21 protein-coding genes and 2 pseudogenes are annotated in these 21,969 nt (G+C 43.2%); 12 read left to right on the forward strand and 11 right to left on the reverse strand.

Going from position 1 to position 21,969, the window contains the following annotated elements; genetic code table 11:
* Window positions 1–97 precede the first annotated feature (97 nt).
* Both psaB and psaA read right to left on the reverse strand, forming a co-directional pair.
* Window positions 98–2,323 carry a photosystem I core protein PsaB gene (psaB, locus tag ACWATR_RS11330; RefSeq protein ID WP_069070059.1) on the reverse strand — a complete coding sequence of 742 codons (2,226 nt, stop codon included), beginning with the start codon at window positions 2,321–2,323 and terminating at the stop codon, window positions 98–100.
* A 141-nt stretch (window positions 2,324–2,464) separates the two neighbouring features.
* Complete coding sequence (gene psaA, locus ACWATR_RS11335; protein WP_069070058.1) at window positions 2,465–4,723, reverse strand: photosystem I core protein PsaA; 2,259 nt, start codon at window positions 4,721–4,723, stop codon at window positions 2,465–2,467.
* Window positions 4,724–5,262: 539 nt separating this feature from the next.
* Here psaA and ACWATR_RS11340 point away from each other — a divergent pair.
* Window positions 5,263–6,948, forward strand: a complete 1,686-nt coding sequence (locus ACWATR_RS11340) for a hypothetical protein (protein ID WP_460340353.1) — start codon at window positions 5,263–5,265, stop codon at window positions 6,946–6,948.
* On the opposite strand, the gene glsA is transcribed toward ACWATR_RS11340, so the two are convergent.
* Entirely contained in the window at window positions 6,925–7,839 is a 915-nt protein-coding gene (glsA, locus tag ACWATR_RS11345) for a glutaminase A (protein WP_460340356.1), read from the reverse strand. The two genes, ACWATR_RS11340 and glsA, sit on opposite strands and share 24 nt — an antisense overlap.
* Before the next feature lie 94 nt (window positions 7,840–7,933).
* On the opposite strand from glsA, the gene ACWATR_RS11350 reads away from it, so the two are divergent.
* The 7 genes and pseudogenes from ACWATR_RS11350 (at window position 7,934) to ACWATR_RS11380 (ending at window position 13,193) form a co-directional block, all read left to right on the forward strand.
* On the forward strand, window positions 7,934–9,448 hold the full coding sequence (locus ACWATR_RS11350) for a thioredoxin-like domain-containing protein (RefSeq protein WP_460332287.1): 1,515 nt from the start codon (window positions 7,934–7,936) through the stop codon (window positions 9,446–9,448).
* Between the two features lie 224 nt (window positions 9,449–9,672).
* Entirely contained in the window at window positions 9,673–10,056 is a 384-nt protein-coding gene (locus ACWATR_RS11355; protein ID WP_460332289.1) for a KGK domain-containing protein, read from the forward strand.
* Between the two features lie 90 nt (window positions 10,057–10,146).
* Window positions 10,147–10,713: pseudogene (locus ACWATR_RS11360) on the forward strand (HAD family hydrolase); the annotation flags it as partial.
* 123 nt (window positions 10,714–10,836) lie between these two features.
* Window positions 10,837–11,190, forward strand: a complete 354-nt coding sequence (locus tag ACWATR_RS11365; protein WP_460340359.1) for a DUF952 domain-containing protein — start codon at window positions 10,837–10,839, stop codon at window positions 11,188–11,190.
* Window positions 11,187–11,336, forward strand: coding sequence for a hypothetical protein (locus tag ACWATR_RS11370; protein ID WP_460332291.1), 150 nt, complete (start codon window positions 11,187–11,189; stop codon window positions 11,334–11,336). The genes ACWATR_RS11365 and ACWATR_RS11370 overlap by 4 nt, the downstream gene beginning before the upstream one ends.
* Before the next feature lie 29 nt (window positions 11,337–11,365).
* The gene (locus tag ACWATR_RS11375) at window positions 11,366–12,001 is read left to right on the forward strand and encodes a Uma2 family endonuclease (RefSeq protein ID WP_460332293.1); all 636 of its coding nucleotides are present in this window, start codon (window positions 11,366–11,368) and stop codon (window positions 11,999–12,001) included.
* A 274-nt stretch (window positions 12,002–12,275) separates the two neighbouring features.
* Window positions 12,276–13,193 carry an RluA family pseudouridine synthase gene (locus tag ACWATR_RS11380; protein ID WP_460340362.1) on the forward strand — a complete coding sequence of 306 codons (918 nt, stop codon included), beginning with the start codon at window positions 12,276–12,278 and terminating at the stop codon, window positions 13,191–13,193.
* Between the two features lie 234 nt (window positions 13,194–13,427).
* Here the strand turns inward: ACWATR_RS11380 and ACWATR_RS11385 are convergent, their stop codons facing one another.
* From ACWATR_RS11385 to ACWATR_RS11395, 3 genes are all read right to left on the reverse strand, one after another.
* Entirely contained in the window at window positions 13,428–14,195 is a 768-nt protein-coding gene (locus ACWATR_RS11385; RefSeq protein WP_460332295.1) for a phycobilisome rod-core linker polypeptide, read from the reverse strand.
* Window positions 14,196–14,599: 404 nt separating this feature from the next.
* Window positions 14,600–15,145, reverse strand: a complete 546-nt coding sequence (locus tag ACWATR_RS11390) for a hypothetical protein (protein WP_435019271.1) — start codon at window positions 15,143–15,145, stop codon at window positions 14,600–14,602.
* Window positions 15,142–15,759: a phycobiliprotein lyase gene (locus ACWATR_RS11395; RefSeq protein ID WP_069074026.1), complete on the reverse strand. Its 618-nt coding sequence runs from the start codon at window positions 15,757–15,759 to the stop codon at window positions 15,142–15,144. The genes ACWATR_RS11390 and ACWATR_RS11395 overlap by 4 nt, the downstream gene beginning before the upstream one ends.
* Before the next feature lie 315 nt (window positions 15,760–16,074).
* On the opposite strand from ACWATR_RS11395, the gene ACWATR_RS11400 reads away from it, so the two are divergent.
* From ACWATR_RS11400 to ACWATR_RS11415, 4 genes are all read left to right on the forward strand, one after another.
* On the forward strand, window positions 16,075–16,245 hold the full coding sequence (locus ACWATR_RS11400; RefSeq protein ID WP_238846266.1) for an NblA/ycf18 family protein: 171 nt from the start codon (window positions 16,075–16,077) through the stop codon (window positions 16,243–16,245).
* A 356-nt stretch (window positions 16,246–16,601) separates the two neighbouring features.
* Window positions 16,602–17,159, forward strand: coding sequence for a globin family protein (locus tag ACWATR_RS11405; RefSeq protein ID WP_181931967.1), 558 nt, complete (start codon window positions 16,602–16,604; stop codon window positions 17,157–17,159).
* 85 nt (window positions 17,160–17,244) lie between these two features.
* Entirely contained in the window at window positions 17,245–17,739 is a 495-nt protein-coding gene (locus tag ACWATR_RS11410; protein ID WP_460332298.1) for a bleomycin hydrolase, read from the forward strand.
* A gap of 195 nt (window positions 17,740–17,934) precedes the next feature.
* Window positions 17,935–18,540, forward strand: coding sequence for a HEAT repeat domain-containing protein (locus ACWATR_RS11415; RefSeq protein WP_460332300.1), 606 nt, complete (start codon window positions 17,935–17,937; stop codon window positions 18,538–18,540).
* Between the two features lie 54 nt (window positions 18,541–18,594).
* Here ACWATR_RS11415 and ACWATR_RS11420 read toward each other — a convergent pair whose 3' ends face one another.
* From ACWATR_RS11420 to ACWATR_RS11440, 5 genes and pseudogenes are all read right to left on the reverse strand, one after another.
* A complete protein-coding gene (locus tag ACWATR_RS11420; protein ID WP_069074018.1) occupies window positions 18,595–18,993 on the reverse strand; it encodes a helix-turn-helix domain-containing protein in 399 nt (132 codons plus the stop codon).
* A gap of 19 nt (window positions 18,994–19,012) precedes the next feature.
* Window positions 19,013–19,111: pseudogene (locus tag ACWATR_RS11425) on the reverse strand (type II toxin-antitoxin system HigB family toxin); the annotation flags it as partial.
* A gap of 44 nt (window positions 19,112–19,155) precedes the next feature.
* On the reverse strand, window positions 19,156–20,064 hold the full coding sequence (locus ACWATR_RS11430; RefSeq protein ID WP_460332302.1) for a HEAT repeat domain-containing protein: 909 nt from the start codon (window positions 20,062–20,064) through the stop codon (window positions 19,156–19,158).
* Window positions 20,065–20,096: 32 nt separating this feature from the next.
* Entirely contained in the window at window positions 20,097–20,336 is a 240-nt protein-coding gene (locus ACWATR_RS11435) for a hypothetical protein (RefSeq protein WP_460332304.1), read from the reverse strand.
* 722 nt (window positions 20,337–21,058) lie between these two features.
* Window positions 21,059–21,859 carry a DUF1838 family protein gene (locus ACWATR_RS11440; protein ID WP_460332306.1) on the reverse strand — a complete coding sequence of 267 codons (801 nt, stop codon included), beginning with the start codon at window positions 21,857–21,859 and terminating at the stop codon, window positions 21,059–21,061.
* Between the last annotated feature and the right edge of the window lie 110 nt (window positions 21,860–21,969).

The raw sequence follows: 21,969 nt of genomic DNA on the forward strand, positions 1-21,969 counted from the left end.
CTATCTCATAAACTGGGCATCTTGCCCGCTAAATAAAAAAATCCCCCACCTTGCGGCAGGGGATTTTTATTACTTATCTACAAAACTAGCAGCCGAATTAACCGAACTTACCAGCAGTAGAAGCAATCAAGAATGCTGCGTAAGTTACGACGTAGCCAACAGTGAAGTGAGCTAGACCAACTACACGAGCTTGAACAATGGACAGAGCCACGGGCTTGTCTTTCCAGCGAACTAGGTTAGCTAGAGGAGTGCGTTCGTGTGCCCAAACAAGGGTTTCAATCAACTCTTGCCAGTAACCTCTCCAGGAGATTAAGAACATGAAGCCAGTAGCCCAAACTAGGTGTCCAAACAAGAACATCCAAGCCCAGACAGACAGGTTATTCACGCCGTAGGGGTTGTAACCGTTAATCAACTGAGCAGAGTTAGCCCAGAGGTAATCGCGGAACCAGCCCATGAGATATGTAGAGTTCTCATTGAACTGAGCTACGTTGCCTTGCCAAATACCTAGATGTTTCCAATGCCAGTAGAAGGTCAACCAACCAATGGTGTTGAGCATCCAGAATGTAGCGAGGTAGAAGGAATCCCATGCTGAGATGTCGCAAGTACCGCCACGACCGGGGCCGTCGCAAGGGAAGGCATAGCCGAAGTCCTTTTTATCGGGCATCAGCTTAGAACCACGGGCATCCAAAGCACCTTTGACCAAGATCAAGGTGGTGGTGTGCAGACCTAAAGCGATTGCATGGTGAACCAAGAAGTCGCCAGGGCCAATTGTCAAGAACAGGGAGTTAGTACCAGCATTGATGGCATCTAACCAACCTGGAAGCCAAACGTTAGCGTAGTTAGGCCATGCTGTGTAAGCAATACTATCGGGGTTAGATAGCAAAGCATCTAAACCGTACAGTACTTTACCGTTAGCAGCTTGGACGAATTGAGCAAATACTGGCTCAATCAAGATTTGCTTTTCAGGAGTACCGAAAGCAACTACTACGTCGTTGTGTACGTACAAACCAAGGGTGTGGAAGCCCAAGAAAAGGGATACCCAGCTGAGGTGGGAAATAATCGCTTCTTTGTGCTTCAATACGCGGTCAAGTACGTTGCCTTTATTTTGCTCTGGGTCGTAGTCACGTACCCAGAAGATTGCTCCGTGAGCAAAAGCACCAAGCATCAGGAATCCAGCAATATACTGGTGATGCGTGTACAACGCTGCCTGAGTTGTGTAGTCCTTCGCAATAAATGCGTAGGAAGGCATGGAGTACATGTGCTGCGCTACCAGGGAAGTAACAACACCTAGCGCTGCTAAGTGCCAACCCAATTGGAAGTGCAAGGAGTTGTTGTAGGTGTCGTAGATACCTTGGTGAGGTAGGTTGAACGGGCCTTCAACAGGAATGCCGAAGAAACTCTTGGCGTTTAATGCTTCTTTGAGACTGTGACCAATCCCAAAGTTTGTCCGGTACATGTGACCAGCAACGATGAATAAAACTGCGATCGCTAGGTGGTGGTGAGCTATGTCAGTCAACCACAAAGCTTCTGTCTGGGGATGGAAACCACCCAAGAAACTCAGAATTGCAGTTCCTGCACCTTGCGATGTCCCGAAGATATGTCCAGGAGTGTCAGGGTTTTGAGAGTAAACACCCCAGTTGCCTGTAAAGAATGGTGTCAAACCGGCTGGATGGGGTGGGGTATTTAGGAAGTTATCCCAACCTACGTGCTGACCGCGAGCTTCGGGGACAGCAACGTGAATTAAGTGACCAGCCCATGCCAATGAACTAACACCAAACAAACCTGCTAAGTGGTGGTTTAGGCGGTGTTCCGCGCTCTTAAACCATGCCAAGCTAGGACGGTACTTGGGTTGCAAGTGCAGCCAACCAGCAAACAGTAATACAGCAGCGAATAATAGCAAGAACACTGAACCGTTGTACAGTTCGCCGTTATTCCGCATACCGATGGTATACCACCAATGGTAAAGACCAGAGTAGGTAATGTTTACCGGATTGCTAGCGCCCGCTTGGGTAAAAGCTTCGATCGCTGGTTTACCAAAGTGGGGGTCCCAAATCGCATGGGCGATGGGACGGATGTGAAGGGGATCTTTAATCCACTGTTCAAAGTTACCTTGCCAGGCTACGTGGAACAGGAGGCTGGATGCCCACAGGAAGATGATTGCCAAGTGACCGAAGTGAGTTGCGAAAATCTTTTGGTAAAGATTTTCTTCCGTCATGCCATCATGGGTTTCAAAATCGTTGCCTGTAGCGATCGCATACCATATCCGACGAGTCGTCGGGTCCTGTGCGAGATCCTGGCTAAATTTCGGAAATTTTGTCGCCATAGGTTTAATAAATCCTCTGACCTTTAGCCATCAAATATCAGCGTCTAGAGTCCTGAGTTTTGAGTCCTGAGTTCTGAGTTTTGAGTATTTTTTCAACACTCAGCACTCAGTACTCAGCACTCAGCACTCAATAACTGATTGCTACCCTACTGAAAGGATGTGTGCATGGAAGAATGCCCAAGTTGTGGCAATTCCTCCCAAGAGGTAGTGAGCTACCCCTACAGCCCGACCCTGAATAATGCTCAGAGCGCGAGGCTGAATTGCTGGTGCTACCTTCAGTTTGTTATGCGCCCAAACAATGGACTCAATCAGTTCTTGCCAGTAGCCGCGACCACTGAACAGGAACATCAAGCTGAATGCCCAGACAAAGTGAGCGCCTAAGAAGAGTAGACCATAGGCAGACAGCGCACTGCCATAGGAATTGATGACTTGTGTAGCTTGCGCCCACAAGAAGTCCCGCAACCAACCGTTGATGGTAATAGCACTTTGGGCAAAGTTACCACCAGTGATGTGAGTCACAGTACCATCTGCATCTACGGTTCCCCAGACATCTGATTGCATCTTCCAACTGAAGTGGAAAATTACAATAGACAGGGAGTTGTACATCCAGAAAAGTCCGAGGAATACGTGATCCCAACCAGAGACTTGACAGGTACCGCCACGACCGGGGCCGTCGCAGGGGAAGCGGAAGCCCAAGTTTGCTTTGTCTGGAATCAGACGAGAGCTACGGGCGTACAGCACACCTTTGAGCAGAATTAGAACGGTGACGTGAATGGTGAAAGCGTGAATGTGGTGAATTAGGAAGTCCGCTGTGCCCAAAACAATGGGTGCAGCTGCCACTTTACCGCCAACAGCTAAAACACCGCCGCCAAAGACATAGCTAACTGGTTCTAGGGCATTAGGTGCAGTTGTACCAGGAGCCAAGGCGTGGATACCTTGTATCCACTGGGCAAATACTGGCTGCAATTGAATCCCTGTATCAGAGAACAAGTCTTGAGGACGACCCAATGCACGCATTGTGTCGTTGTGGATGTAAAGTCCAAAGCTATGGAAGCCAAGGAAAATACACACCCAGTTCAGGTGAGAAATAATCGCGTCACGGTGACGAATCACCCGATCCAGCAAGTTGTTTTGATTCACAACTGGATCGTAATCCCGCACCATGAAGATCGCAGCGTGAGCCGCTCCACCAACAATCAAGAAGCCACCAATCCAAATATGGTGAGTGAATATGCACAACTGTGTAGCGTAATCAGTTGCCAAATATGGATAGGGGGGCATCGCGTACATGTGATGCGCGATGATGATGGTCAGCGAACCCAAGAAGGCTAGGTTAGTAGCCAACTGAGCGTGCCAAGATGTGGTCAGGTTTTCGTAGAGACCTTTGTGACCTTCACCAGTGAAAGGACCTTTGTGGTTTTCTAGGATCTCTTTAATGCTGTGACCAATACCCCAGTTGGTACGGTATTGATGACCAGCAACAATAAAGAGAACTGCGATCGCTAAATGGTGATGAGCAATGTCAGTCATCCACAAGCCACCTGTTACTGGGTTCAGACCGCCCTTGAAGGTCAGGATGTCAGCATACTGACCCCAATTCAAGGTGAAGAAAGGTGCTAAACCAGCAGCAAAGCTGGGATACAACTCGGTCAACAAGTCTTTGTTCAAGATGAACTCGTGGGGCAAGGGGATGTCTTTGAGAGCAACACCTGCATCCAAAAGCTTGTTGGTCGGATTGGACACGTGGATTAAGTGACCTGCCCATCCCAAGGAACCACAACCTAGCAGTACTTGCAAGTGGTGATTCAGCATCGACTCCACATTCTGGAACCATTCCAGTTTGGGAGCGCGTTTGTGGTAGTGGAACCAGCCGGCAAATAGGAACAAGCCTGCTAATACCAATCCACCGATCGCTGTGCAGTAAAGCTGGAAGGAGTTTGTAATCCCCCAGCCACGCCATACTTGGAACAAACCGGAGGTGATTTGAATACCGTGGAAACCACCGCCAACATCACCGTTTAAAATGTCTTGCCCGACAATGGGCCAAACAACTTGGGCACTTGGTTTAACGTTCAATGGGTCGCTTAACCAAGCTTCGTAGTTAGAAAACTTCGCGCCGTGGAAAATCATCCCGCTCAACCAAACCATCACTACGGCTAAGTGGCCGAAGTGGGCTGAGAATATCTTGCGGGATATGTCTTCTAAATCGCTTGTATGTGTATCAAAATCATGGGCGAGTGCGTGCAGGTTCCAAATCCATGTGGTGGTTTTGGGACCTCTGGCTAAGGATCTGTCAAAATGTCCAGGTTTTGCCCATGCCTCAAATGAGGTTGGAACTGGGTCATTATCGACGATTACTCTTGCCTTTTTTTCCTCTCGCTCCGGAGGACTTATTGTCATTTGACCTCCTCTCTTGATAAGGAATGAGGAATCATGAATACCACAAAGTGAACCATTACCGGATACTCAGAATTTTACTGAAGCCGCGATGAAGACCCTATGTGGAGAGTTGTTTCTCGTTGAATTATAGAGTCTTCACCTGCACTTTGTTGGAGATATTTTAACAATAATTCAAACTTGGTGGAATATTGCTGAAATTACCGTCTTATCTGCCTTTTAACGTCAAACTATTTGTCTAAAAGTCAATAGATTAACCATTTTAATTTACAAAGAATAACAATTGGTAAGTTTTATGGTTTTGCTGTATGTATCGGGCGTTCCAGCTTTTACTACTATTACTCATGAACATTTGTGTCATCTTTCCATTGTTGTAAGTAAAAAGCTGTAAAAAGTATGACTTATTTTAAAATCTACTGAAATAGACACAGGAAAACTTAGGCGATGTGAGGTAGATTTCACCTTTTGGGCTATAGTTCCAGATGGACAGTTTGAGCGAAAATAATCTGTCAATTGTCGAAGACTATCACTGGGTGCAACGCATGAACTCGTGGCAGAAAAGGGTGTTAGAGAAGCTCCTCCCTGAGAGGTTCCCGATTCTTAGGTGGATAATGACATTGGTGCTGGTGTTAAGCTTGACCAGTTGTGGCGAGAAAGTCGCTAGCCAGGAAGTATCTAATAGCTATAGAGAAAACTCTCCACAGATTTCTCAAATTTCAAAGCAATTTTCGGAAGTTTCCCCACCATCTGTTATTCAAGAACTGCGGACAATTTTGGAAGTTTATCAGCCACAAGTGACAATTGTTACTCCAAAATCTGATGAAGTTTTCCAAGATAACAAAATCACAGCCAGTTTTCAGGTAAAGGATCTACCAATATTTAAAGACCAACAATTGCAATTGGGGCCACATCTCCATGTAATTTTGGATAATCAACCTTATATACCTGTTTACGACCTCAATCAGCCCTTAGTTTTGCCAGACTTGTCTCCAGGTACTCATACCCTGCGCGTCTTTGCTTCTCGTCCTTGGCATGAAAGCTTTAAGAATGAAGGCGCTTATGCCCAGACAACATTTCACGTCTTTACCAAAACCGACGACAACAACCCAGATCCCAAGTTACCTCTGCTAACTTATAGCCGTCCTCAAAGCAGCTATGGGGCAGAGCCAATATTACTGGACTTTTATCTAACTAACGCTCCCCTACATCTGATTGAGAAGGAAAACGCTAACGACGGATTTAGTGATTGGCGCATCCGCGTCACAATTAATAGTGAAAGCTTTATTTTCGATCGCTGGCAAGCTGTTTATCTTAAAGGTTTCCAAACTGGTAAAAACTGGATAAAGCTGGAATTTCTCGATAATCAGGGAAATCCTCTCAAAAATGCCTTTAATACCACAGTCCGGTTGATTGACTACCAGCCAAAGGGTAAAGACACTTTATCAAAAATCGTGAGAGGAGAACTCACAGCAGATGAGGTTCGGGGCATTGTAGATCCGAATTATAAACTTGTACCTAAACCCACACCTACCCCTTCTGTTGAAAAAACACCCCAAATACAACCGAAGCTAGAAAAACAGCCCATTCCTGAAACTGAAGTTCCCAAAGAATCTAAAACACAGCCAGAACAACCAGAATTGGAAGTTCCAACGGCTGTACCATCTCCCACCTTATCCCCGACACCATCAGAAATAATTGAGTCTCCGATACCAGAACCACAGCCAGAGGTAACGCCGACTCCTGAATCAACGCCGTTACCCGAAAAAGTTATCCCTCAACCAACAAAACCTAGATTTGGCGGATTTTTTAACCGTGGGGCTGGTAAAGTTCCCACACCACAAACAACAGTTGCACCATCTCCTAGTTTGCCACCCACGCTGCCAGAGATTATCGAGTCTCCTGTACCAGAAATAATTACGCCAACACCAGAACCACAGCCAGAGGTAACACCAACTCCTGAATCAACGCCGTTACCCGAAAAAGTTGTCCCTCAGACAAAAAAATCTAGATTTGGTGGATTTTTTAACCGTCAAACGGGCAAGACACCAACTCCACAAGTAACAGTGGCGCCATCTCCTAGTTTGCCACCAACGCTGCCAGAGATTATCGAGTCTCCAGCACCAGAACCACAACCGGAGGTAACGCCAACTCCTGAATCAACGCCGTTACCTAAAATAAGCGCTCCCGAAGCAGAAAAACCAGAGTTAACCAAAAATACTCAACTGTAACTCTTGCGCTAAAGCCTCAACAAATGCGATCGCACCTACAGGATTTCCGATATTATCCAAACCAGGACTGTAGCAAGCGATCGCTCCCTCACCTGGTACTATTGCTACAAGTCCACCACCAATACCTGATTTCATCGGTAGACCAATTCTGACTGCAAACTTGGCAGAAGCTTCGTATAGTCCACAAGTTGACATTACAGCGTTGACAATTCGGCGGTTTTGTGGTGATATACAGCCATTGTCAAAAGCTAACAGTTTTCCTAACAGGGCTAAATCTTCAACTCGCCCAGAAAAACAGCATATTTGCTCGTACGTGTCAAGTGCTATTTCAACATTTTCTAGATGTCCAGCTTCGGCGAGATAGTTTGCGATCGCTTCATTAGCTGTTGAGCGGGTTAATCGCACTGAAGCCAGCATTTGCTCATCTAAACTTAATTGGCAACCTGCTAATTGGTTGAGCCATTGACAAAATAAAAGAGTGTGTTGATTTGCATCCTTTCCTGGTAACTTATCAGCGAGAGTGATTGCCCCACTATTAATCATAGGGTTGCGAGGGTGGCCGCGATCGCTAACTAATTGTTCTAAAGAATTGAAGGGTGCATCCGATGGTTCCACCCCAACCCACTTAAAAACCGTTTCTGCTCCAAAATGTTCCAGCAGATAAAGGAGAGAAAATGTCTTAATCACGCTCATTAGCGGGAAAATACAAGCTATATCCCCAAAACTAAGACTTTTCCCCGATTCACAGCAGATATGGGCTGCAAACCAACCAGGATCAGCTTTAGCTAATTGCGGAATGCGATCGATAACTCGTCCCCGTTTAGCCTGGACTTTCGCTTGTTCCACCCAAACTGATAACTCCGTACTAGTTAATTTTTCCAATCCTTTCACAACAGATACAGCCACCTTAAATTACATATAGTCAATAAGCATAAAGCTTGCATTTATTAATTACGAATTACGAATTACGAATTACAAATTACCTATGATTCCCCGTGTTAGAGCGCCAGAATTCCCACAAAATTACTCTTGGCTAAATACCGATAAACCCTTGTCTCTTAAACAATTCAAAGGTAGAGTCGTAATTTTAGATTTTTGGACATACTGCTGCATTAATTGTCTACATATTCTGCCAAACCTGAAATATTTAGAACAAAAATATAAAGATAGCCTTACCATTATCGGCGTTCACTCCGCCAAATTTGAAAATGAAAAAGAAACAGAAAATATCCGCCAAGCTATTCTGCGCTACGACATTGAACATCCAGTTGTAGTTGACAGAGATTTTCGGATTTGGCAAGAGTATGCCGTGCGTGCATGGCCTACATTAATAATTATTGATCCAGAAGGTTACGTGATTGGCCAGATTTCTGGTGAAGGAAACCGTGATACTTTAGACGAGTTGATTCAAAAGTTAATTCAGCAACATCAAGACAAAGGCACAATTAATTTCCAAGAAATCAGCTTGACTTTAGAAAAACAGCGCCAACCATTAATCACATCCCTAGCTTTCCCTGGTAAAGTTCTAGCTACTCCAATGGGTTTATTCATCGCTGACTCTGGACATCACCGCCTGGTTGTGAGTAGCTTTGATGGAGAAATCTTGCACTTAATTGGTACTGGAAAATCAGGTTTAACCGATGGTGCTTTTAACGAAGCGCAATTTTTTGCACCGCAAGGAATGGCTTATGATAACGAAAATGAGATTCTTTATGTTGCTGATACAGAAAATCATGTTCTGCGGCGAGTTGATTTAAAGCGCCAAGTAGTTGAAACTATTGCAGGAATTGGTGAACAAAGCCGCAATATTCATCCTCATGGCGGTGCTGGTTTAGAAACCGCGCTGAATTCCCCTTGGGATTTAGTGAAAGTGGGAAATACCTTATTTATTGCAATGGCTGGGCCGCATCAAATCTGGGAAATGAATTTAGAAACTGGCATTATCAAAACTTATGCTGGTATTGGTGCAGAAGCGTGTATTGATGGTTCACTTACCGAATCTGCTTTTGCTCAACCTAGTGGTATTACTAATAATGGGCAAGAATTATATATAGCTGACAGTGAAGTTAGTTCAATTCGTGGTGTTGGAATTGTCGAACCGTATCAAGTGCGAACTGTTTGCGGTAGTGGGGGTTTATTTGACTTTGGCGATGTAGATGGACAAGGTGAAGATGTCCGTTTACAACACTGTTTAGGAGTAGAATATGCCCAGAATTTTCTGTGGGTGGCAGATACTTATAACCATAAAATTAAATTAGTTAGTCCTAGTGGAAATTGTCAAACAGTTTTGGGAGATGGTTCTGCGGGTTTACAAGATGGTCAAGGTAAAAATAGCCGCTTTTTTGAACCTTCAGGATTGAGTGTTATAGATTCATATCTATATATTGCTGATACCAATAATCATACTATCCGCCGCGTAGATTTAGATAATTTTGAGGTGATAACGCTGCAATTTAGTGGTTTATGTGCGCCGGATATTTGTATTCCGCCGAATTTATAAAATTATCATCTTACCCAAAAGCGTAAAGAAAAACTTTGTATTTGGGTGTCTGGGTATGAGATTTGAAATAATAATCTTTTAGAGCAATTACTTGATATTGTTAATAACTTATTATTCAGTGTTTTCACTATATTTACATAAATATTTTTACATTATAATTTCATAGTTACTGTAAATTAGAAAATAAGTACTACTGACTCTGAGTTGACAGTATAGGCATTTTCATGAAAGCTAAAATTATTCCTTTAGAGTGTGGTGATGATGTCATCTTTTTTGAAAAAGATACTTTTAAAGTAAGTAAATTAAGAGAGCTAATTATACGAGATGTTGTAAATAAATGGCGTCAGAAAATTTGCAATGATAAAGCTCAAAACTTTGATATCTCAATTGGTACTTTATTTAGCAATATGCCTGCTCGCGATGAGTCAATTCCAGTCAGTGAGTTTAGATTAAATGCTGTTAAAGATTGTCAGGTTCTTCAAAGTGGAAACAAATTGCAGAAAGGTAAATTAGAAATAAGGATATCTATATATCCTAATAGCCATAAACCCAATAATGTATGTATTGAATTTTATCCAGATGAACCTATTGAGATAAAATCACCTTGAGACAAGTAACATGAAAACTATAAAAAGCTTTGTATCTAGGGACTCTGGGCGTAAGATTTTAAAGAAGAATTTTGTAGAGCGATCGCTTGTATGCAATTAGTGATTTTTGATATTGATGGTACACTGACAAACACCTACAAAGTTGATGAAGATTGTTTTAAACGTGCTTTTGCATTAGAATTTGGAATTTTTGGTGTACATACAAATTGGTCTGAATACTCATACACCACAGATTCGGGAATTACCCAAGAAATTTTCAAAGAAAAATTAAAACGTCTTCCTTCAGATGAAGAGTTAGTCAGAATCAAAGCGCGTTATGTTAGTCTACTCCAGGAAGCGTATATTAATAACCAAGATTTATTCAGCGAAATACCTGGTTCTGCAAATGTATTAGCTAAATTACAGTTATACCCTGATTGGTGTGTTGCGATCGCAACTGGTGGTTGGCGTGAGTCTGCTAAACTAAAACTTCAAAAAGCCAACTTAGAAATAGAAGGCATTCCGTTGGCTTCAGCTAATGATGCACTTTCGCGAGAAGATATTATTAAGACAGCTATTATCAAAGCACAAAATGTTTATCAAATTGAAAAATTTCAGAAAGTTGTTTTTGTCGGTGATGGTGTTTGGGATGTAAAAGCAGCCTGTAAGTTGAGTATTGCTTTTATTGGAATAGGTAATAACAAATTAATAAATATAGGCGCTAAAAAAGTTATTCAAGACTTTACAAATTTAGATGACTTCATGACAATCTTACAAAATGCAGAAATTTCTAGATTTTCTATGAATACCATTCTCCATATTACCAAACGCCAACAATGGGAACAAGCAAAAAATCTCGGTACATATCGCGCTGATTCGTTAGAAAGTGAAAGTTTTATACATTGTTCAAAATCAACGCAAATACTCAAGGTTGCCAAGAGATTTTTTGATAATCAAAAAGAATTAGTACTACTTTTTATTGATTCGGAAAAAGTACAAGCCGAAATTCGCTATGAACCTGCTGAAATAGGTGAATTATTTCCTCATATTTATGGTGAATTAAATATCGATGCTGTCTATCAGGTGATTGATTTTGAAGCTGGGGAAGATGGTTTATTTGAGTTGCCGCAAGAAGTTATAAATTTAGAATTATGAACCGCAGAAGCGCGGAGGACACAGAGGAGAAGAGATGGAAAGAATTTAAGCGTTCGCCTTTGGCGTTGGCGAAGCCATCGCTTTTGGGGCGGTTGCTACATCCAATTTGGGAAAATTCCCTTTTCGCTCATCTCGAATTTGAGTAAAAATGAAATTATTTAACAACTAACATCCTATGGTTACTCTTCAACTCAGCCAAATTCGAGTTCCACCAGGGCAAAGAATAATACTGGAAGATGTGAGTTGGCAAGTATTTGAAGCAATTCTCAATGAGTTAGGGGAACATCGCGGGAGTCGAATAGCATACAGCCAAGGAACGTTAGAAATTATGGCTCCATTACCAGAACATGAGCGATCTAAGGTAATCATCGGAGACTTGGTGAAAGCTTTGCTAGATGAACTCGATCTCAATTGGGAGTCTTTAGGTTCAACTACCTTTAAGCGAAAAGATATAAGTGCAGGTATTGAACCTGATGATTGTTTTTATATTCAAAACTATAAGCTAATGATTGGGAAAGACAGGATCGACCTAACTGTTGATCCTCCTCCTGATTTGGCGATTGAAATTGATGTCACCTCTAAAACCCAAATTAGTGCCTACGAAGCGTTAAGAGTACCTGAAATTTGGCGATATGAAAACAAAAACCTAGAAATTAGCTTGCTGCAAGGTGAACAATATGTGAAGTCTCTCATCAGCCCCACATTTCCTACTTTTTCTATCATGGAACTCATTCCCCGGTTTGTGGAAATGGCGCGAACTACAGGAATGAGTTCAGCACTTAGAGCATTTCGACAATCGGTAAGAGAATAAATACAAGGCAGCTAAGGCAATAGCATTCGCGGGTACACGAACTCTCGTTCGCTAAAGTCAAATCAAGGTTTTCTTGAGTAGACGCGATTTCTAACCGCCTAATTAAAGGCATTCCGCGCTTTACTTAAAGAAGGGGAATTAATATAGAGTAATTGTGACCGAATTTAATTTACAAATCCAAGAAAATAGCGATCGCTTTGCCAACGCCAAGGGCGAACGCTTATCAACTCCACTGGAGGATGCTTTACCTAGCTTGCTTCCCCTTCAGAGTACGATACACTGCATCAATACCAAAGGCGATCGCCTTGACCGTTTCCTTTCCCAAGAATTACCAGATTTATCCCGTTCTCGCATCCAACAGTTAATCGAACAGGGTAACGTCCAACTTAACGACAAAGTTTGCACCTCTAAGAAGATCAATGTCAAGCTAGGCGATCGCATCACTCTCGAAATACCAGAAGCGCAACCCCTGGAACTACTAGCAGAAGATATTCCATTAGATATCCTCTACGAAGACGACCAGTTACTTATTCTCAACAAACCCGCAGGTTTAGTTGTCCATCCAGCACCCGGTCATCCAGATGGCACTTTGGTAAATGCGCTGTTGGCTCACTGTCCCAATTTACCAGGAATTGGCGGAGTCCAACGTCCGGGAATCGTCCATCGATTGGATAAGGATACAACGGGAGCGATCGCGATCGCTAAAACAGATATTGCCCATCATCACCTACAAGCACAACTCAAAGCTAAAACTGCACGGCGAGAATACTTGGGCGTAGTTTACGGTGCGCCAAAAACTGAAAGTGGCACTATAGATTTGCCCATTGGTCGCCATCCCCAAGACCGCAAGAAAATGGCAATTATACCTGTTGAACAAGGCGGACGATCTGCCGTCACTCATTGGCAAATACTAGAACGCCTTGGTAACTTCACCTTGATTCACTTTCAATTAGAAACTGGACGTACCCATCAAATTCGTGTCCACAGCAGCAAAATGGGTCATCCAATTGTCGGCGATCGAGTTTATAGTTCTGGTCATTCAGTGGGAGTAAATTTGCCCGGTCAAGCACTCCACGCTTGGCGACTAAAATTGCAGCATCCTCTGTCTGGGGAGTTGATTGAGGTGACAGCGACTCCTCCCGCCCACTTTACAAAACTTTTGGAGATGTTAAAAAGACGAACTGTACTTTAAGCTCATCCCACACCTGAAACTAGCCTCATTTTAAAGACTCAAGCATTGATAAAAAACCATATCCAATTTCCCAATGCCCAATTCCCAATTCCCATTAACAACTAGCGTGCATTAGACATGGGATAGAGTCTGTTTCACTTAGTTATACCTAAATAAAACTCCTACATAACCCAAGACTTATGCACGCTATAAATTATCAAATGGATGTACTAGCCAGCCACCGTTCAAAAATCGTTATTTAATTCCTGCCAGTTGCCGATAAGGTACAGACTTTTCGATATCGATATTGAATGACGAGATCCTTTGTGGCGCATTGCCAGTTGCATTGACACTTTGTGCCATAGACAGGAATAGAGCTGGATCGCCAGCTTTGGGCTTTTGCTCTTGTGGAAGGAATCTGCGTACTTCGACCTGCCAAATGATTTGGGGGAAACCCAGTTTGGTACGGTGGTAATCTTCGTATCGTGGTGATTTGATGTTGAATGGCAATTCACCCTGAGATTGAGATGGCAGTATCCGACGGCGCTGATAAGGCACTGTGGAGTATCCAAAATTGCTCAGGTACTCTTCGGTGTTGAGTACTTCATCAACCAAGCCTACAATACCCTTGGTAGCAACTACAATTGACCAAGCAATTTTTTCGCGCTCGTTGTATGGGTCGCGTCCCAAAACCCGCTGGATTACTTGCTCAACAAAGCGATAATTATTGTTGAGGTCGTAGAAGCTTTTCTTAAAGGTATTAGAAAGCAGCAACCCACGAATAAAGTCCCGCACTGTAATTTGTCCATTACGGAGTTGAGACTCTAAATATGTTTCGCGATCGGCAGCAAAGGCATAAAAGAAAATTTGACGATATGCTGCTTCAATCAGATCACCTAAATCTGACGGAGAAAGTATATTGTCTGTAGTAAAAATCCTAGGCTGTTCATCACCTGGTACTTCATATCCAGCTACACGCTGATTTTGACTTGAAGGATCATACGTTAACAGAGGAATTGACACTCTAAAGCCTCCATGTTTCTTAATTAAAGTTAACAACTTTAAATCACATATTAAGGGAGTAGTTGGATCAGAACCTCAGATTCTGATAAAATTTCACGAAACTTAACTAAGGGTGATTTCAGTATTCGTAGAAGAAAATGATTAGCCTGCTGGATTTAACCCATAGCTAATTAATAAAGGGAGCAGGGCTTCCAGCTTAATGGCTACGTAAATGACTCAAAAAGCTTTGTTCACATATTTTAGATTAGAAGATTCCGTTTCACCTTTTTGAACTAAGGCAATAATTTTTAACATTTAGCAAAAGAAATTAATGGCTAATTGGGGACTGGGGACTGGAAATTGGTTATTCACCTCTGCTCCTCTGCTCCTCTGCCTCCCCTGCTCCCCTGCCTCCCCTCCTTCCTTCAATGACCTATCCAAAATTTCAGGGGGTCTATGGTTGACTTACAGTAAGGCCAGCTACGCAAAGTTGCTTCCATCCCTACCTCCCAGTAGGGTGGTTCCAATCCCAGTCCTAAACATAGATGAGATAGGATACTAGCAAACTGCTCGTTGTGACCAAAGTCTCCTAGATGGGCATGGGCGTATTCATGGACGACTACACCAAACCAGTCTTTAGGTTCAACTCGACCGACATCTACCAAAATGGTGGTTGGGTTTGTGAGAATGTTGCACAGCCCATCTATACCGAAGGATTGAGCTATGGGTACTGCAAAAATTTGGATGTGGCGACGCTCTTGGGGATGAAAGCACTCATGACAAACTTCTAGATAGGCATTTATCTGAGCGTTTACGGTGTTAATATTTTCACCGATCCAAGTGCAAATGGGAATGCGATCGCGCAGGTTATCAAACACATCCACCATACCCGGTTCTAGGGCAAGTCCCTGTACCAGACGCAGGTAATCTTGCCCACGAGTAAAAGCATCACTCTGCTTGAGATAATTCACCAGCCCAAAACTGAATAAAACTGTCTTTTTTCCAGAACATCCGGCCCTTGTTTTTCTGTTACTTCTGCTGTGCTGGAAACCTCAACAGAATTATCAATGCGGGTTTCAGAACAAAACGATGCTGTACTGAAGCCGCCAAATCGTTTGACTGTACTGGTTCGCAGTCGCATATTTGGGCTGGCAAACCAGAATCGCTCAATGGAACTCATTGTTTCGTATTCGGTTGTTAGCACCAGTCCATCTTCATCATCCATGTGAAAAAGTCCGACTACAGGCACTATTTCGGCGTAACCTCTTTCACGGAGTAATTTGCCTTGCCTTGGGTTATCACCATCAGGCACGATCGCAAATATGGTTTTCCCCTGATGATTTTCCTCACCCTCTCTATCCCATGCCATAGTGCCTAGCCAACGCACACGTGACCCACCTATTGAAAGGCTGGGGTCAATCTCATGATACTGGCACAGTTCAATGATTTCTGGATGATCGGCATCTAGAGTTTCTACCTGTATATCTGATTCTCCTGTCTCTGAGCGCTTGAAGGCCAGATGATGAGTTGCACGTTGCGATCGCCACTTACCAGCACTTAGCTGAAAAAATTCCATTGCGTCTATCAATCTTCTGACTCCTACTTATTACTCCTGCGGATGATGTTTTCCTTGTTCTTTCTTTTTACAGTTGTTGGTATATAAACATTCTAAACATTACAGCCATTCGCGGTCAGCTTCAATAAACTCCCTACAAAGGGAGAGGCAGACGTGTCGTTGTGTAATTGTAAACTTTTATGAGGTCTATTTCTTATAGCTTGACAATGTAGACGTTTTAATATCTCAGTGCTAGACTATTAGCAAGCAATGTCGATGACAGCTTGCGCCTTCACACTAGCGGTAACAACAAATACCCTTCGATCCAGTCAATCCGAGGAGTGAATGATGGACTTTCCAATCGAACTAACTTTAGAGCAACAGTTTCGTTTACAAAATTTGAAAGACCAGGTAAAAAATTTGAGTCAAGAAGAAGCTCAGGATTTTTTGTTAGAAGTCTTACGGCAGATGATGGTAAAAGATAATTTGGTCAAACATCTGCTCAAACAAGCTTAATCAAGTAAAAAAATAAGATTTTTTCCTTAAGACTTACGCAGTGGCAGAGTTCCATTGAAACGCGTAAGTCTTAATTTTTTGGGCATTGGGAATTGGACTGGGTGAGAAAAATCTTGCTCCTTGTTGACGGTCTGTTTCTCCCTTTTCCCTTTAACCTTTTCCCCAGTCCCCAGTCCCCAATCCCCAATCCCCAGTCCCCAATCCCAAATTAAATATTACAGATTATTACTTTGTCTCTCATAGTAAAGACTAGGGTACTATTGATCCCCTATGTTTTTGTTTGGCTACTCACAGTTAATCTGATCGAGAACACGCCAGAAATAATATCCGCCATTTGTGAATATTAAGGAGAACTCATGGTTCTTGATGCTTTTTCCAGAGCTGTAATTGCGGCTGACGCCAAAACCGCTCCTATCGGTGGTGCTGACTTGGCAGCCCTTAAGTCTTTCATCGCTGAAGGCAACAAGCGCCTTGATGCAGTGAATGCGATCGCCAGCAACGCTAGCTGTGCGGTTTCTGATGCCATTGCAGGGATTGCTTGTGAAAACACAGGTTTGATTCAATCTGGTGGTAACTTGTACCCCACCCGTCGCATGGCTGCTTGCCTACGTGATGCTGAAATCGTTCTGCGCTACGTAACTTATGCACTATTGGCTGGCGATTCTTCCGTATTGGATGATCGTGCTTTGAACGGTCTGAAAGAAACCTACACAGCTTTGGGCGTACCTACCGGATCTTCTGTACGCGCTTTCCAAATCCTGAAGGCTATTAGCGTCGCTCACATCACCAACACCAACACTGAAGCTAACGCTGGCAAAAAGTTCCGCAAACTGGACACTCCTCAAGGCGACTGCTCTGCTCTAGCTGCTGAAGCTGCTAGCTACTTCGATCGCGTTATTTCTGCTCTGAGCTAATTGCTAATCGCTAACGCCTAAAGCCTATTAGTCAAGCCAACTGAAATAAAAACTCGATCAAATCTAATCTGGAGTATAAAAAGCAATGAAATCAGTTATCACTACGGTTATTGGAGCTGCTGATGCAGCAGGTCGTTTCCCAACCTCCTCTGATCTAGAATCAGTTCAAGGTAGCATTCAACGTGCTAGCGCTCGTCTAGAAGCTGCTGAAAAGCTAGCTGCTGGTATCGATAACGTAGCTAAGGAAGCTTATGATGCTGCCTTTAAGAAATATCCTTACCTGAGCCAAGAAGGTGAAGCTGGCGACACTCAAGTTAAGAAAGACAAGTGCCTCCGCGACATCAAGCATTACCTACGCTTGATCAACTACAGCTTAGTTGTGGGCGGTACTGGCCCTCTAGACGAATGGGGTATTGCAGGCGCTCGTGAAGTATATCGCTCTTTGGGTCTGCCCACAGCTCCTTACGTTACCGCGATGACTTATACTCGCGATCGCGCTTGCTCTCCTCGCGACATGTCTCCTCAAGCATTGGTTGAGTTCCGCGCTCTCCTCGACTATGTAATCAACTCCCTGTCATAGTGACACGGATTGACTAGACGAGCGATAGTCATACTCTAAAACTTAGGGACTCTCAGTCTGTTGCTTTGCCTGTATCTGGTTGAGTGACTGACCAAGAGTCCCTCAGTTGTTACTAATTCGTAATTCGTAATTCGTAATTCGTAATTCGTAATTCATGATTGAATTTGGGGGATTTAGACAGGAAAATTTGATTTTATGACAATAGATTCTCTATTTGAACAGTTAAAACACCCCAACCCCAATCTGCGGGAACGGGCTATGTGGGAACTAGCTGATGTCCGTGATGAAAATACCATTCCTCGGCTGATGGGCATTTTGGATGAGGAAGATGTGACTTACCGTCGAGCGGCGGTAAAGGCATTGGGTGCTATTGGTACGGACGCTGTACCGCTACTGGTAGAGTCATTAGTAAATAGCGATAATGCCACCATTCGCGGTAGCTGTGCTAAGGCGCTGGCACAGGTTGCTGCTAACCATCCCGATGTTCCTTTCCCGGCTGAGGGCTTACAGGGATTGAAAACAGCGCTCAATGACCAAAATCCCGTTGTTTATATTGCATCAGTGATGGCGCTGGGTGAAATAGGTTCTCCTGCCTTTGAGATTTTGACTGAAGCTCTAAAAACAATAGATAATGTTGCGCTGGCTGTAGCGATCGTCAATGCACTCGGTTCGATGGGTGATATCCGAGCAGTGGAAGTGTTGACAGCATTGACAAATGATGAATCTATTGAACCGTATGTTAGAGAGTCCGCAGTCAGTGCTTTGCCCCGATTAGATCAGGTGATTAAGTATAAAAGATAGTAGCGATCGCTCTTAAATATAACTACCTTTGTCAATCCTAATAGAGCGGATACATTAGATGAACAGACTAGGTGTCACCTTGAAGTAATCTCCGAGTGCCTTAGCTTGTGCCTTACTAATCGACCGCTTACCGTTCACAACTTCAGATACCACGCCGCTCGATCCGATGATGCCCACCAAGTCAGCTTGACAAGTATCACTGGCTTCCATAATGTGCTGGAGAATTTCATGCGGTGCAGATTCATCCATTGGATAGTTCTGTACCTCATACGCTTCAATCAGCGTTACTATCAGCTTATGCAGAGCTTGTTCTTCTGGAGTCCGGTTCTTGCAAAACGTTAGGCGCTCTGCCACAGCTAAAGCGCGATCATACTCCTCTTCCGTTTCAATTACCTTAGGAGCAACTTCAGCTAGCAGACTACTATAAGCAGCTTGGTCAAAAGTAAGGGTCATTTTTCCATTTACCTTTGTCCTATTCAGCGTGAGTTAGAAAGTATTTGTAATAAACCGTTTGGTTTTCGTAGTCAATACCCACAATCAGGCGATAGTCATTACCTTTGATATTAAAGACTCTCAAAATGAGAGGAAGATGTCAAGTTGTAAATGTGCATCGATTTATTCCCAAGCATCCTCCTCTAACTGTCTCTGAATTTGAGAAATCGCCAACTTGATCACCGCCTGAACCCCCGCTTCTTTTTCCTCAGTTAATGCAGCTTGCAGTGGTTCTAAAGCAGTGCGATCGCCAATTTTCATTAATGCTAAAGCCGCAGCTTTTCGAGTTTCCCAATCGGTATGATGCAGTAACTCGACCAGATTAGGAATTGCTGGTTGATAGGCTAGGCTGCCTAAAGCAGATGCAGCTTCACACCGCACGATTAAGGATGAATCAGTGAGAGCATTCACCAGAATGTGAAATGCTCCTTCTTCAGTGCCTTCTTGAGCAATTTTAGCGATCGCACCTACCACCGCAGCCCGAACTTCAGCCGAGTCTGAGTTAATTTCCCGATATAAATGCTCCTTCGCTTCTGCCCCAATAAATCCCAACGCCCATACCGCATGTCCTTTGGCACTTTCTGGATACTCGGTTGACGCTAAGATTTTTAGCAATGCTGGTACAGCAGCCTCCCCTATTTTGGCAAGCCCCCCCACCGCCGAGGTTTTGACCACGGTATCTTCATCATTTAAGAGGGCATTGACCAAAGTGGGAACTGCGATCGGGTCAGCGATGAGTGTCAGGGTTTTAGCACTGGCTCTCCGCACAACTGGGTTTGGATGATTTGCCACAGCTTCCATCAATAAAGGGGTCGCTGGTTTACCGATTTTACCCAATGCCTCTGCGAAACTCAACCTAACCATACCCCGTGAGTCCCCCATACTCTCAACCATCTGCTGTATTAGCTCTTGGTCATCGGGGTTGAAGGTGTTTAAGCTTAATTGCTCACTCACCGCTGCAAATAAAGCATCCGTTTCTGCATGGGACAGATTTAACGAATCAGCCCCGGATTGAGTTTCGGAGTTGAGCATATAACTTATAGCTAAATTATTAAAATAAATTACTAATTGCTGGCACTCAGGGCAGCTTGTTGATTACGGAGTTCCTGGAGAGCAGAATCAATCTTGGTAAGCTCAGGCTCTAGTTTTGCCATGACGTTTACTCTCATTAATTTAGCCCGTTTTGCTGTTTCCGTAGTTTCTTGGATTAGACGTTCCCGATATTGCTCAAGTTCTGCAATAACTTCTGCTACATCTTGGGCGGTTACGTTATTGGTTGTTGTGAATTCTGAGGTTTCATCCATAAGTTTTGTTTCCTAAATGCGTGTTTATATGAATGATGCGTAGTCAGTGTTCCAAAAAATGTTTGTATTTGCTTATTCGCTAAAGACCAGTAATTAGCTGTTACATAAAACTGAACAATTGGCAAGAGGCAACTAACTAATAGCTGACAAATGCATATATTCCGATCTTCTCAGATCGAGTTACCACTGGTAAAGCTTTTTTACGGAATTCTTCAAAAGTTGAACCCAACTACAGCTGTTGCTCCAAGTTCTGATAAGTATTTTAAGTAAGTCGGTGATAAAAATTCAATGTATATGAAGAAATATAAATTAGCTGTAGGATGTGTTGATGCCGTAGGCTAACGCACCTGAGATTGTTGACGGTGCGTTTCACTCTGCGACAACACACCCTACTTGGCAAGCTACCGTGTATATACAAGTCAAAAAAAGTTTGATTTTTTATTGTTCTATCGTTTATCTCGTTATCTTGTTCCCAGTCTCCGACTGGGAACGCTCCTCGTTGAGGCTCTGCCTCCAATCTGGCATTGAGTCAGAGACTCAATGAATGCATTCCCAGTCGGAGACTGGGAACGAGGAAAGTCTTATCAAGCTAGGTTTTTAGGACTTGTGTATACACGGTAGACTTGGCAAAGGGGGACAGCGATAGCCGAGGGGAATTATATGCAGCTTCACAAAGAAACGGTATAACTAATTCCTAATTCGCACTAAGAATTCAATTTATTTTAAGAGGTTTCCTCAAGTGGAAAAATATCTCCTCGTAAATAGGACTCAAAGTTTTTCTTAAAATATTGAATGCTCGTCACATTCGGTTCATCACTTTCTGTTGGCGTGAATTCATAAATTGGGACTTTTTCCCTCACCAACTTGACCAAGCTAGGATGAAGCTGTTCAAAAGAATCTACTCTAAAGATTGTGGTTTCAAATCTTAATTTAGCTGGATGAGCATATCCTAGCTTCATCCACGGCAACCAAGGACAGTCCCTCGCCCACTGAGCAGGAGGGACATCAGTTGCATCGGGTCGGCAAGTATTTGAGATAAAGTACTCAACTCCCTTAAACTTTTCACCAGGGCAATAGTCTGAATATTTGCTATCTCCTGCTAAGGGATGCGGGTATTCTAAAGGAATTTCCATGACAGAGGTAATATATCCCCTGCCTTTGGGTATGACAAATTTCTTTGGTTTAACTGAGCCTTGGACAATCCGGTTAGCAATGTGTACTACTGGTACTGCTTGACTTGCTGTTGGTGACTTCCAAAAGTGCAGAATTTCTTGCGTATCTGGGTCACAAAATAAACCCAACTCTCTATTGATGCGATACCCGACTTCGCCATACTCAGGATCGGGCTTGAGAAATACTTTGGTAGCATTCATTCCAATAATAGAGAATAATTTTTCCTTTGATTTATCTGGTGTTTCTTGCCACCAAATTTCCCCAGACCAGTTGTAATAAAGCTGTAAACCATGATTTTTTCTGTAAAAATCGAGGTTGTTAAATTCGTAGTCATCTAAATAATCACTCATACCGCATTTTCTCTAGTCTGAAAATCTAAAATGCCTTTCTGGAAATAGTTCCAGCGCTCAGAGCTTTTATCCCTATTGACCCCTGATGAATAGTACCTACAATTATACGT

The sequence above is a fragment of the Nostoc sp. UIC 10890 genome, assembly GCF_054786515.1.